Consider the following 11,878-nt stretch of genomic DNA (forward strand, 5'->3'; position numbering starts at 1 on the left):
TAATGGGGGAAGTGAAGGAGGGGACGAAGATGCCGATCGAGACAGAAATCAAGATGGACGGAGACAGCATGGGAGATTTTATGATCTACCATATTTACACCAGCGGTTCCGGGATCGTGATCCTGGTGCTGGGGATCCTGAATATCAGCTTTGGAATCGCATTCCTGATGAAAGGAAAATGGGGGATGGCAGTTATTTTTCTCGTGCTGGCAGCCCTGGTTTTCGGGATCTTCCCCTGGCTGATCCGACGTAAAGTAAAAAAGCAGATGGAAAGGGCGAAGCATCTGACAGAGCCTATCCGGTATATTTTCCAGGAAGACGGGATAGAGACCATTACAGCGGCCGACCAGGGGAAGGCTTCCTGGAAAAAGTTCAGGAGAGTAGTCTGGCGCGGACGGGTGTTGATCCTTTATGATGATAAGCGGCAGGCGATCCTGTTGCCGGTGGAACAGGTGAAGGAGCAGCTGCCTGCTGTGATAGAATTGCTGCGCAGGAAGCTTCCGGCGTCGGAGATCAAGATACCGGCATCCAAGCTGGCAGCCCTGAATAAGCAGGGATAGAGCCTTCCGGGTAAGAGACAAAAGGCAGTGCCCCGGAAGCATTGCCGCCGGAACATAAAAATGACAGGAGACAGGGAAGGGCGCATAGATGGAAGTGGAAAGCAGAAGTGAGCGGGACACCTTTGAACTGGGCAGATCGCTGGGACGTCAGGCAAAACCGGGTCAGGTGTTTACTCTGACAGGAGACCTGGGAACAGGCAAGACGGTGTTTACGAAAGGAATGGCGGAAGGATTGGGGATCACAGAGACGGTCAGCAGTCCCACCTTTACCATTGTGCAGGTGTATGAAGAAGGGCGTTTGCCCTTCTATCATTTTGATGTTTACCGGATCGGGGATGTGGAGGAAATGGACGAGATCGGGTTTGAAGAATACATTTACGGAGAGGGGGTCAGCCTGATCGAATGGGCGGACCTGATCCGGGAGATTCTCCCCGCGCACTACACGGAGATCCGGATCGAAAAAGATCTGGAAAAAGGATTTGATTATCGGAGGATACAGATATGCGAATATTAGCATTGGACAGTTCCGGACTGGTGGCCGGTGTGGCGGTTGTGGAGGCGACGGCCGGACAGACGCTGACCTTGTCGGAATTTACGATTCACTACAAGAAAACGCATTCAGAGACGCTGCTTCCCATGATCGACCAGGCGCTTCGGATCCCGGGGATCGACAAAGCGTCTCTGGACGCCATTGCAGTTGCGTCAGGGCCGGGATCCTTTACGGGGCTTCGTATCGGAGCCGCTACGGCAAAAGGGCTGGCCTCGGTTCTTGCCATTCCCATTCTTCCGGTTCCGACCCTGGAAGGGCTGGCATGGAATCTGTGGGGAAGCGACGGTCTGATCTGTCCCATCATGGATGCCAGACGCGGACAGGTCTATACCGGAATCTATGAGATAAAAGAAGGGAAGCTTCAGACGATCCGGAAGCAGGACGTACTGGAGATCCAAAAGCTGGGAGAGCAACTGAAGCAGCAGCATAAATGCGTGACATTTCTGGGAGACGGAGTTCCTGTTTTTCGGGGAATCCTGGAACAGTGGCAGAAAGAGGGACTGCAGATCCGTCTGGCGCCCGGACATCTGAACCGGCAGAGGGCGGCATCCGTCGGCATTCTGGGACTGACCTGCCTGGAAGAAGGAAAGGCGGTCAGCGCGGCAGATTTCAGGCCGGATTACCTGAGGCTGTCTCAGGCAGAGCGGGAAAGGAAGGAGAAGAGGGAGCATGATCCGATTTCAAAATGATTACGGAGAGGGAGCACATCCGTTGCTGTTGAAAAGATTGGCAGAAACCAATATGGAGCAGACGGAAGGCTATGGAGAGGACAGATACTGCCGGCAGGCAGCACAGAAGATCAAGGAACAATGCGCCCTGAAAGAGGGGGAGGTACACTTTTTCGTAGGAGGCACCCAGACGAACCTGACGGTGATCGGATCGGTGCTGCGCCCGCATCAGGGAGTGATCGCAGCCGACACCGGGCACATTCAGGTACATGAAACAGGTGCGATCGAGGCGCTGGGACATAAGGTGCTGACGGTACCGGAGCAGGATGGGAAGCTGACGGCAAAACAGGTGGAAGAGGTCTGTGACAGACACTGGAAGGATGCGAGCAGGGAGCATACGGTACAGCCGGGCATGGTCTATCTCTCTCATCCGACAGAGTGCGGAACCCTATACACCAAAAAAGAGCTGGAGGAGTTGTCGGCAGTCTGCCGCAGGAGAGGACTTCCTCTGTTTCTGGACGGGGCCAGACTGGGCTATGGATTGACGTCTCCGGCATCTGAGCTGACGCTGGCGGACATTGCAGGATTGACGGATCTGTTTTATATTGGCGGAACGAAGGTGGGAGCCCTGTTTGGAGAGGCGCTGGTGATTACCCGTCCTGAGCTTGCCAGAGATTTTCGCTATCTCATAAAGCAAAAAGGGGCGCTTCTTGCAAAAGGGCGGCTGCTTGGTCTGCAGTTTGATACGCTGTTCACCGATGAACTGTATTTTAGGATCTCCCAAGAGGCGGTAGAAAAGGCGCTTTTGCTAAAAGCTGCCTTTTTGAAAAAGGGCTATTCCCTTCGCTATGATTCCTACACCAATCAACAGTTTCCGATTCTTCCCGAAAAAGACCGGAAAAAACTGGAAGAAACTTATGGATTTACTTTTTGGGAAGAAATGGGAGAAGGAAAGAGCGCTGTCCGGTTCTGTACCAGTTGGGCGACAACAGAAGAAGCCATCCGCCAACTGGTGGAAGACATAGAGGCTCTTTAAGGAAGACCCCTTGCATGATCCGGAAATAAGAAATGAAAAAGAAGGCAAGAAAAAGCAGATGGAATGGATGGAAAGACCGGATCCGGAAGGGATCCGGATCGCAGAACTAAAAAAGGAAGAGCTTCGATGGGTGGCAGAGCTGGAAGAACAGATTTTTTCGGACAACTGGACGCTTTCGGGGCTGGCGGAAATGGCAGGGCAGGACCGGGTGATCTCCCTGGGACTCTGGCTGACAAAAGAGCGGGAGAAACAGCCGGAAAAGAAGTTGGTGGGATATGGGATCGTCTGTACCGTGTTGGACGAGGGAGACCTGGTGCGGCTGGCTGTAGATAAGAGGTATCGGCAGAAAGGCAGGGGGAAGCTTCTGCTGGCAGCCCTGGAAAAGGCCTGCCGGGACAAGGGTGTAAGAGCCTTGTATCTGGAAGTCAGGCAGAGCAATGCACCTGCCAGAAGTTTTTACCACAGGGCAGGATTTCAGGAAGAAGGAATTCGCAGAGGGTTTTATGACCATCCGAAGGAGGATGGGATCTGCATGAAGAAGATACTGGGAGGAAAAGAATGTTAGATGTATGTTTGCTGGGAACCGGCGGTATGATGCCGCTTCCCTATCGGTGGCTGACGTCTCTGATGGTCCGCTACAATGGAAGCAGTCTTTTGATCGACTGCGGAGAAGGGACACAGATCGCCATCAAGGAGAAGGGGTGGAGTTTTAAACCTATTGATGTGATCTGCTTTACCCATTATCATGGAGATCATATCAGTGGACTGCCGGGGCTTTTGCTGACGATGGGAAATGCAGACCGGAGAGAACCTCTGACGCTGATCGGACCGAAGGGGCTGGAAAGAGTCGTGAACGCCCTGCGGGTGATCGCGCCGGAGCTTCCTTTTTCCATCCGATTTATAGAACTGACGGAGCCGGAATCGGAGCTGTCTTTGAACGGCTACCGGCTGAAAGCATTCCGTGTCAGCCACAATGTAACCTGTCTGGGCTACTCGGTAGAGATAGACCGGGCGGGAAAATTTGACGTGGAGAGAGCAAGAATGGCGGAAATTCCGCAGAAGTACTGGGGAATCCTGCAAAAAGGCGAGACGGTGGAAGCAGAAGGGCAAAGGTATACTCCCGATATGGTTCTGGGTCCGGAAAGAAAAGGATTAAAAGTGACATACTGCACGGATTCCAGACCGGTAGACGCCATCTGGAACAATGCAAAAGAGGCGGATCTGTTTATCTGCGAAGGCATGTACGGAGAGAAAGAGAAAGAAAAAAAGGCGAGAGAATACAAGCACATGACTTTTTATGAGGCGGCGCAGCTGGCAAAAAAGGCGGAGGCAAAAGAGTTATGGCTGACACATTACAGCCCGTCCCTGACAAGGCCGGAGGACTATATGGAGGAAGTACGGGAGATATTTCCCAATGCCATCGCGGCAAAAGACGGAAGAACCAAAGAATTGGTCTTTGAGGATTAGAGGAGCATTATGGAAAACGAAAAGGATGTTATCATACTGGCGATAGAAAGTTCTTGTGATGAGACGGCGGCGGCCGTAGTAAAAAATGGAAGAGAGGTGCTGTCGAACGTCATCTCTTCCCAGATCGACTTGCATACACTCTATGGAGGAGTGGTGCCGGAGATCGCATCCAGAAAGCATGTGGAGCGGATCAATCAGGTGATCGAACAGGCGCTGAAGCAGGCAGGGCTGACCATAAAGGAGATCACGGCAGTGGGAGTGACTTACGGACCGGGACTTGTGGGAGCGCTTCTGGTAGGCGTGTCCGCGGCGAAAGCCATTGCCTATGGAGCGGACAAGCCGCTGGTAGGAGTCCATCACATCGAGGGGCATATTGCCGCCAACCTTATCGAACATCCCACCTTGGAACCGCCTTTCTTTTCCCTGGTGGTGTCGGGAGGACACACCCATCTGGTGCAGGTAAAGGACTACGGAGTCTATGAGATCCTGGGAAGAACCAGAGACGATGCGGCGGGGGAAGCCTTTGACAAGGTGGCAAGAGCCATTGGACTGGGATACCCGGGAGGACCTAAGATCGACAGAGTTTCCAGAGAAGGAAATCCGGATGCGATCGTATTTCCCAGGGCGAAGGTGGAGGATGCCCCTCTGGATTTCAGCTTTAGCGGGGTAAAATCGGCAGTGTTAAACTATATCAATGGCTGTCAGATGAAGGGAGAGGCTTTCTGCCAGGCAGATGTGGCGGCGTCTTTCCAGAAAGCGGTGACGGATGTACTGATCGGAAACGCCATGGAAGCCATTTCCCGGTATCAGGTGAAACGGTTTGCGCTGGCAGGCGGAGTGGCATCAAACCGGGCGCTGCGGGAAGGATTAAAGGATGCCTGCGAAAAACGCCAGGTGGAGTTTTATTGCCCGTCGCCCATTTACTGCACAGACAATGCAGCCATGATCGGGACAGCGGCTTATTATGAGTACCAAAAAGGCGTCCGCCACGGCTGGGATCTGAATGCGGTGCCGAATTTAAAGCTGGGAGATTCCAGGGATCTTTCTTGAAAGATACGATAAGTGGGATTTAAGAGCAGGTGAAAACGGACGCAGAGGATGCAACCGTGCAGAGATTCATCAAAGCACGCAGAAGGTACAAACGTGTGCCACACATACAGGCGCACAGGATATACAAAGGCACAGAATATATAAAAAAGCATACGGGACACCTAAACATGTACGAAACATATAAAAACGCAGGAGATTCAGCAAAATAGCAGGTGAGCAGATGGAAGCAGAAGAAAGAAAACCATGTACAGCCATCCTTCTCTCGGCAGGGCAGGGGAAGCGATTGGGAGCGGACAGGCCAAAACAATATCTGGAAGTAGGCGGGCACCCGCTGATCGCCTACAGCCTGCAATGTTTGGAGCGATCCCCCTTGATCTGTCAGATCATCCTGGTGGTGGGAGCAGAAGATATAGAGTGGGTTCAAACCCGGATCGTGGAGCGCTATCAGTGTTCCAAAGTAACGGCAGTGGTTCCCGGAGGGAAAGAACGATATGAATCGGTATGGAAAGGGCTTGCGCATGTCCGGGAAAAAGAAGGCTATGTCCTGATCCATGACGGAGCCAGACCGTTTTTGACGGAAGAGATCCTGGAAAGAGGCTATGAGACAGTCGAACGGTGGGGAGCCTGCGTGGCAGGGATGCCCAGCAAAGACACGGTGAAGCTGGTGGGAGAGGATCTGACGGCACAGACCACCCCTCCCAGAGACCGGGTATGGACGATACAGACTCCTCAGATTTTTTCGTATTCCCTGATCTTCCGGGCATATGAAAGTCTGCTGCAAAAAAAAGAGATCCAGGTGACAGATGACGCGATGGTGGTAGAACAGGAAAGCGGCAGACGTGTGAAGGTGTTTGAAGGTTCCTATCGTAATATCAAGGTCACGACAGCAGAGGATCTGGAGGTGGCGGACGTTTTTTTGAAAGCGAAGTAGCAGAATCTGACAAAAAGGAGAAGCATGGATACAAGAGAACAAAAGAGAAAGAGCAAGATGTCTGAAGGGGCAGGGGACTGCCAATCCAAAGCGGCCAAGCTGGAATTTTTAAGGTACGCCTCTTTGAATGTGCTGGGGATGCTTGGTCTTTCTTTTTATATTTTTGCAGATACCTTTTTCATTGCCCGGGGAATGGGGGCGGAAGGACTTGCGGCGCTGAATCTGGTGCTGCCTGTTTATGGCTGTATTTACGGAATCGGGATGATGATCGCCATTGGAGGCGGAACCCGCTATTCCATTTTAAAAAGTCAGAAGAAGGATAAAAATGCAGATGAGGTCTTTACGCATGCGGTATTTTTGACGCTTCTCATCTCACTGGTTTTTGTGGGTGTCGGCCTTTGGGGAAGCGGGAAAGTTACAGGACTTTTGGGAGCGACGGGGAAAGTATTTGATACAAGCCGGATCTATCTGCAGGTGATTCTGTTTTTTGCTCCCATGTTTATGCTAAACAGTGTTCTGACAACATTTGCAAAAAATGACGGGTTTCCCAGAATTGCCATGGCGGCGATGCTGACCGGCAGCATTTCCAATGTGATACTGGATTATCTTTTCATTTTTCCATGCAAACTGGGGATGTTCGGAGCAGCGCTTGCCACGGGGATCGCACCGGTTCTGGGAATCGGGATCGTGACGATCAGACTGTTTCTTCCAAAGAAGCAGAACTTTCATCTGACGGCTCTGCATTTAAAAAAAGAACTGATCGGAAGCATTGCTGCCGGGGGATTTCCCACTTTCGTAGCAGAACTGTCTTCCGGAATGGTGATCCTGGTGCTAAATGGAATCGTGCTTCGGCTGCAGGGGGACCTGGGAGTGGCTGCCTATGGGATCATTGCCAATCTTTCTTTGATCATGCTCTCGGTGTTTAACGGGATCGCCCAGGGAGCCCAGCCTGTATTCAGCCGCAATTACGGACAGGGGAAGACCAAACAGGTCAAAGGAGTGCTGTCACTGGGGTGTAAGGTGGCAGGGGGGATCGCAGCCCTTGGATATCTGGGAATCTGCCTGTATGCAAAAGAGATCACAGCCGCGTTTAACAAAGACGGAAATGTGCAGCTCCAACAGATGGCGGAAGAAGGACTGCGGCTGTACTTTCTGGCGTCTGCTTTTGCAGGGACGAACATTTTACTGTCCATGTACTATACTGCTACAGAACAGGTGCGGCCCGCTCATGTGATCTCTTTGCTCAGAGGGTTTATCCTGATCATTCCCATGGCGTTCCTCCTGGCGGCAGCAGGTGGGATGAGGGGAGTCTGGCTGGCCTTTCCGGTGACGGAGATCCTGGTAACGGCAGGAGGGAGTTGGTGGTACAGAAGAAGCAGACAGCCTGTGAAATGTATGTGAGGGAAGAAGCCTGCGAAGCGTGAGGGAAGCCTCGACGGTGGAGGATAACCTATGGTATGTTTATATGCGACGATGGAGGAGAATCTATCGTGTATCTATAAAAAAGAAGAAAAGAAAGAAAAGTGACCGGATCGGATGTTCTGGTCATTTTTCTTTTTAGAGACCGCTGTTTCCTTCAAAAGGCAGGTGTGTATACGGATGCCGAAAACAGACATTCTCCAGGAGTTGGCTGCTGCAGACGAAAAACAGATTCTGAATTGACAATCCGAAGAGATTCCGATACAATACAAAAGAGAATGAGAATCAATATCAATAAAACTATTAACAGGAAAGGAAGCGTATTGTAAAAAGTGGAGGAAAGACGTGATGAATAAGAGACTGAACGTAAAAGATCTGATCAATGTGGGACTGTTTTCCATCCTGATCCTGCTGTTCACATTTGTGGGAGGAATGTTGGGATTTATTCCCGTTCTGATGCCCATGGTGCCTTTTGTGGCAGGGTTTCTGTCGGGGCCGGTGGCAATGCTGTTTGCCGCCAAGATCAGAAAGCCGGGGATGCTGTTTATCCAGCAGATATTGACAGCGCTGGTATTTGTGGCCACGGGACACGGCATATGGATGATTCCGACGGCTTTGCTAGGTGGTCTGCTGGGCGAGTATGTGCTGAAGAGCGGAGGATACAAAAGCATAGAACGGGCAAGGCTGGCATTTGTTGTGGCGGTAATCTCCGGCGTCGGAAACTGGATCCCCATTTTTATTGCTAGAGAAAAATATATAGAGCAGTTGGTTCAGCAGGGATACGGAAGAGCCTATGCAGAAAAAATGATGAGCGTACTGCCCGTATGGTCGCTGGGTCCCATTGTGCTGGGAGGGATGATGGGGACATATCTTGGCTGCACCCTGGGGATTCGGATCCTGAAAAAACACTTTGTGAAAGCCGGTATGGTAAAGGAGGAATAGCAAAGTGAAAAAAGGGCTGGGACAAAGGATCGACATCCGGACAAAGCTGTTTATGACGGGAGTGATCTCCTATGTGCTGCTGCTGGGGAATCTGCAGCAAACGTATCTGGCGGCGGCGATCGCCATTTCGCTGTTGCCGTATCTGCTTCTGTTTCTGGAAAAACGCTACAAAGAATCTATTCGGGGAGGGGTTCTGCTTCTTGCGGCGGGACTGGTTCAGAAATTTCTTTTGCAGGATGCAAAAGGCGTGTGGGCTTCGCTTTTTCTGTTTCTGACCGTCGTCTTTTTAAGAATGGCGCCAGGCATTATGATGGGGAAATATGCTTTTGTAACCACAGGAATGAGCGACCTGGTGTGCGCCCTGAAAAAAATGAGGCTGCCGGATCAGATCGTCATCCCTATGACGGTCATGGCAAGATTTTTTTATACGGTGCGCGAAGATTATAGGCAGGTAAAGGATGCCATGTATCTTCACGGACTGACCACCGCAAGACTTCTTGTACATCCTGTCCGGCTGTTGGAATACAGGACGGTCCCTCTTTTGATGTGTCTCACCCGCACGGCAGATGAGGTGGCTGTCTCTGCCCTGACCAGGGGAATGGAAGTGGGAAAAAGACGGAGCAGCATTTCCGGGACGAAACTGACAGGGATAGACTATGCCTTTTTTGCACTCATGCTTCTGGTCATAGGCGTCTATATAAGGGGGAAGTATGCTTAGGATAAAAGATCTTTCTGTCTGCTACGGAGACGACGCTATTTTCCGGGGCGTTCATCTGGAGGCAGAGCCGGGGGAATTGATCGCGATATGCGGAGGGTCGGGCTGCGGAAAAAGCAGTCTGCTAAAGGCAGTCAATGGAATCATTGGGGAAGAAGAGGTTGTGTTGCAAGGGGAGATCCAGATGGAGGGAAGATCCGTTTGGAAGGAAAGTATAGGGGAAAGAAGCCGGTGGGTCTCCACCGTATTTCAAAATCCGAAGACACAGTTTTATTGTACCAATACCACGGATGAACTGGCGTTTGCACTGGAAAACCGCTGTGTGGAAAGAGAAAAAATATGGGAAACCATCCGGCGCTGCAGTAAAGAGCTGGGGACGGATCACTTGCTGGACAGGAACATTTTTACACTTTCCGGCGGAGAAAAGCAGCTGGTAGCCATTACGGCTTCTGTCTGCATGGATAACAAGGTCTATTTGTTTGATGAACCTTCTGCTTCATTGGATCATTCATCCATCCGTCAGCTGCAAAAAATCCTGAGACAGCTGAAAGCGGCAGGCAAGATTATCCTGGTAGCAGAACACAGACTGTACTACCTGAAAGATCTCATGGATGGACTGGCTGTGATGCACGACGGGGAAATGGAAGTGTTCCGGGGAAAAGACCTGGCAGAAAAGAATCTGGGAGAGATCGTGAGACGTTACGGGCTTAGGACCATGGAAGAGATTACGGAAAAAGATCTGGAGGATCTGGAGCGGATCAGGATCCATCCCCGGGGGAAGGGGAGGTACCGGACGGAGAAAGCCCACCTGCTTTGCCGGGAATTTTGTGTGTCGTATCGAGGGGAGAAAATCCTTGACCTGAGTCTGGGATTTGACCAGGGGATCCACTTCATCATCGGGGAAAACGGGGTGGGAAAAACTACCTTTGTAAAACAACTTTCCGGACTGATCCATGGAAGGGGAAGAGGGCTCTATCGGGGAACGCCCATCAAAAGGCACTATCAGTTTATGGCTATGGTCATGCAGGACGTCAACTATCAGATTTTTACCGAATCGGTCTGGCAGGAGATATCGATCGTGAGCAAAGACAAGAGGAAAAAAGAAGAGGTTCTAAGACAATTGGGGCTGCTGGAAAAACGGGAGCTGCATCCGCAGAGCCTGTCGGGAGGAGAGAAACAGCGGCTGCTTCTGGGGATGACGGCACTGTCAGAGAAACCGGTGGTAGTGCTGGATGAGCCCACCAGCGGACTTTGCAAAGGAAAGATGCTGCAGATCGTTCAATATTTGAGAGAAATGGAAAAAGAAGGCAGGACGGTCTTGGTCATTACCCACGACTATGAACTGATCCGAACCTGTGGGGGACGGATATACGAGTTTGTCAAAGAGAAAAAGTGTTGACTTTTTATATTTGATACAATATAATTGAATCAAATATAAAAAGAAAGGAAGGATCGATATGAGTATTTATGAACAGACAGTCACAACGGCAGAGAATCAGGAGGTTTCACTGAAGGAGTATCAGGGCAAAGTCCTTTTAATTGTAAATACAGCGACAGGCTGTGGATTTACCCCACAATACAAGGAACTGGAGGCGATGTACGAAAAATTCCATGACAAAGGGCTGGAGATCATTGATATCCCCTGTAACCAGTTTGCGGGACAGACTCCGGGCACGGATGAAGAGATCCATGAATTCTGTACACTGAACTACAACACCCGGTTTCCCCAGATGAAGAAATCAGATGTCAACGGAGAGAAGGAGCTTCCTTTGTACACGTATCTGAAACAGGAGAAGGGCTTTGAAGGCTTTGGAAAAGGACCCAAGGCAATGATGATGAGCGCCATGTTAAAGACGATTGATAAAGATTATAAAAACAATCCGGCGATCAAATGGAATTTCACCAAGTTTCTGGTGGACAGAGAAGGCAAAGTGGTAGCGCGTTTTGAACCTACCTACGACATGAAAAAAGTGGAAGCGGCAGTGGAAGAACTGATCTAGCTGGCAGGAGATCACATGAAAAAGCAGGACACATCAGAGAAAACAGGACAACAAAAAAAAGAGGATTCCCTAGTGGAAGAGGCATTGAAGCTGGAGCATCAGCTGTGCTTTCCCTTGTATGCGGCGGCAAGAAAAGTGACGGGGCTTTATACGCCTTTTTTAAAGCCGCTGAGACTGACTTACACTCAGTATCTCGTATTTCTGGTACTGTGGGAGAGGGATGGACTTTCGGTCAGTGAGATCGGAAAAAAGCTGAAGCTGGATAATGGGACGCTGACTCCTCTGCTGAAAAAAATGGAAGAACTGGGACATCTTGTCCGAAGGCGGAGCAGAGAGGATGAAAGAAGTGTGATTGTCTCGCTGACAGAGCAGGGACGAGAGCTGAAGGAGAAAGTCAGGGAAATCCCGGCCAAAGTGGGAAACTGCGTACAGCTGTCTGAGAAAGAGGCAGGGCAGTTGTACCATCTGCTGTATCAGATATTGGAAACATAGAAAAGCAGCCTGTTTTGGAAGTGTCTGGACGAGTCGGGAATCTGAAAG

General features: G+C 50.7%; 14 protein-coding genes. All 14 read left to right on the top strand.

The features are described 5' to 3' along the window. Positions 1 to 29 precede the first annotated feature (29 nt). The 14 genes from SOW26_RS02620 (at position 30) to SOW26_RS02685 (ending at position 11,830) form a co-directional block, all read left to right on the top strand. Entirely contained in the window at positions 30 to 560 is a 531-nt protein-coding gene (locus SOW26_RS02620; protein WP_320651835.1) for a YcxB family protein, read from the top strand. Between the two features lie 88 nt (positions 561 to 648). After that, positions 649 to 1,074, top strand: a complete 426-nt coding sequence (gene tsaE / locus SOW26_RS02625) for a tRNA (adenosine(37)-N6)-threonylcarbamoyltransferase complex ATPase subunit type 1 TsaE (protein ID WP_276960223.1) — start codon at positions 649 to 651, stop codon at positions 1,072 to 1,074. After that, positions 1,062 to 1,799, top strand: a complete 738-nt coding sequence (gene tsaB / locus SOW26_RS02630; RefSeq protein ID WP_154478021.1) for a tRNA (adenosine(37)-N6)-threonylcarbamoyltransferase complex dimerization subunit type 1 TsaB — start codon at positions 1,062 to 1,064, stop codon at positions 1,797 to 1,799. Before tsaE ends, tsaB begins: the two co-directional genes overlap by 13 nt. Beyond that, positions 1,780 to 2,814: a threonine aldolase family protein gene (locus SOW26_RS02635; RefSeq protein ID WP_276960225.1), complete on the top strand. Its 1,035-nt coding sequence runs from the start codon at positions 1,780 to 1,782 to the stop codon at positions 2,812 to 2,814. Before tsaB ends, SOW26_RS02635 begins: the two co-directional genes overlap by 20 nt. A 58-nt stretch (positions 2,815 to 2,872) precedes the next feature. Further along, the gene (rimI, locus tag SOW26_RS02640; protein ID WP_320651836.1) at positions 2,873 to 3,379 is read left to right on the top strand and encodes a ribosomal protein S18-alanine N-acetyltransferase; all 507 of its coding nucleotides are present in this window, start codon (positions 2,873 to 2,875) and stop codon (positions 3,377 to 3,379) included. Then, positions 3,373 to 4,281, top strand: coding sequence for a ribonuclease Z (locus SOW26_RS02645; protein ID WP_154478027.1), 909 nt, complete (start codon positions 3,373 to 3,375; stop codon positions 4,279 to 4,281). Before rimI ends, SOW26_RS02645 begins: the two co-directional genes overlap by 7 nt. 9 nt (positions 4,282 to 4,290) lie before the next feature. Beyond that, complete coding sequence (tsaD, locus tag SOW26_RS02650; RefSeq protein ID WP_276960227.1) at positions 4,291 to 5,331, top strand: tRNA (adenosine(37)-N6)-threonylcarbamoyltransferase complex transferase subunit TsaD; 1,041 nt, start codon at positions 4,291 to 4,293, stop codon at positions 5,329 to 5,331. A gap of 220 nt (positions 5,332 to 5,551) precedes the next feature. After that, positions 5,552 to 6,262: a 2-C-methyl-D-erythritol 4-phosphate cytidylyltransferase gene (ispD, locus tag SOW26_RS02655; RefSeq protein WP_154478031.1), complete on the top strand. Its 711-nt coding sequence runs from the start codon at positions 5,552 to 5,554 to the stop codon at positions 6,260 to 6,262. Between the two features lie 24 nt (positions 6,263 to 6,286). Next, positions 6,287 to 7,663 carry an MATE family efflux transporter gene (locus SOW26_RS02660; RefSeq protein WP_235899406.1) on the top strand — a complete coding sequence of 459 codons (1,377 nt, stop codon included), beginning with the start codon at positions 6,287 to 6,289 and terminating at the stop codon, positions 7,661 to 7,663. Between the two features lie 366 nt (positions 7,664 to 8,029). Continuing rightward, entirely contained in the window at positions 8,030 to 8,623 is a 594-nt protein-coding gene (locus SOW26_RS02665) for an MptD family putative ECF transporter S component (protein WP_276960228.1), read from the top strand. Between the two features lie 4 nt (positions 8,624 to 8,627). Next, complete coding sequence (locus SOW26_RS02670; RefSeq protein ID WP_276960229.1) at positions 8,628 to 9,341, top strand: energy-coupling factor transporter transmembrane component T; 714 nt, start codon at positions 8,628 to 8,630, stop codon at positions 9,339 to 9,341. Continuing rightward, complete coding sequence (locus SOW26_RS02675; protein ID WP_320651837.1) at positions 9,334 to 10,737, top strand: ABC transporter ATP-binding protein; 1,404 nt, start codon at positions 9,334 to 9,336, stop codon at positions 10,735 to 10,737. Before SOW26_RS02670 ends, SOW26_RS02675 begins: the two co-directional genes overlap by 8 nt. Before the next feature lie 58 nt (positions 10,738 to 10,795). After that, positions 10,796 to 11,338, top strand: a complete 543-nt coding sequence (locus SOW26_RS02680) for a glutathione peroxidase (protein ID WP_154478037.1) — start codon at positions 10,796 to 10,798, stop codon at positions 11,336 to 11,338. A 72-nt stretch (positions 11,339 to 11,410) separates the two neighbouring features. Continuing rightward, positions 11,411 to 11,830, top strand: coding sequence for a MarR family winged helix-turn-helix transcriptional regulator (locus tag SOW26_RS02685; protein ID WP_320651838.1), 420 nt, complete (start codon positions 11,411 to 11,413; stop codon positions 11,828 to 11,830). The last annotated feature ends 48 nt before the right edge of the window (positions 11,831 to 11,878 follow it).

The sequence above is a fragment of the Suipraeoptans intestinalis genome (genome assembly GCF_034091795.1).
GTDB classification, from domain to species: domain Bacteria; phylum Bacillota; class Clostridia; order Lachnospirales; family Lachnospiraceae; genus Suipraeoptans; species Suipraeoptans intestinalis.

Bases quoted from the DNA above. Each gene is read 5' to 3' on its own strand.
- rimI (WP_320651836.1), top strand. From the start codon at position 2,873: ATGGAATGGATGGAAAGACCGGATCCGGAAGGGATCCGGATCGCAGAA.
- tsaE (WP_276960223.1), top strand. From the start codon at position 649: ATGGAAGTGGAAAGCAGAAGTGAGCGGGACACCTTTGAACTGGGCAGA.
- SOW26_RS02620 (WP_320651835.1), top strand. From the start codon at position 30: ATGCCGATCGAGACAGAAATCAAGATGGACGGAGACAGCATGGGAGAT.
- tsaD (WP_276960227.1), top strand. From the start codon at position 4,291: ATGGAAAACGAAAAGGATGTTATCATACTGGCGATAGAAAGTTCTTGT.
- SOW26_RS02665 (WP_276960228.1), top strand. From the start codon at position 8,030: ATGAATAAGAGACTGAACGTAAAAGATCTGATCAATGTGGGACTGTTT.
- tsaB (WP_154478021.1), top strand. From the start codon at position 1,062: ATGCGAATATTAGCATTGGACAGTTCCGGACTGGTGGCCGGTGTGGCG.
- SOW26_RS02680 (WP_154478037.1), top strand. From the start codon at position 10,796: ATGAGTATTTATGAACAGACAGTCACAACGGCAGAGAATCAGGAGGTT.
- SOW26_RS02635 (WP_276960225.1), top strand. From the start codon at position 1,780: ATGATCCGATTTCAAAATGATTACGGAGAGGGAGCACATCCGTTGCTG.
- SOW26_RS02675 (WP_320651837.1), top strand. From the start codon at position 9,334: ATGCTTAGGATAAAAGATCTTTCTGTCTGCTACGGAGACGACGCTATT.
- SOW26_RS02660 (WP_235899406.1), top strand. From the start codon at position 6,287: ATGGATACAAGAGAACAAAAGAGAAAGAGCAAGATGTCTGAAGGGGCA.
- SOW26_RS02645 (WP_154478027.1), top strand. From the start codon at position 3,373: ATGTTAGATGTATGTTTGCTGGGAACCGGCGGTATGATGCCGCTTCCC.
- ispD (WP_154478031.1), top strand. From the start codon at position 5,552: ATGGAAGCAGAAGAAAGAAAACCATGTACAGCCATCCTTCTCTCGGCA.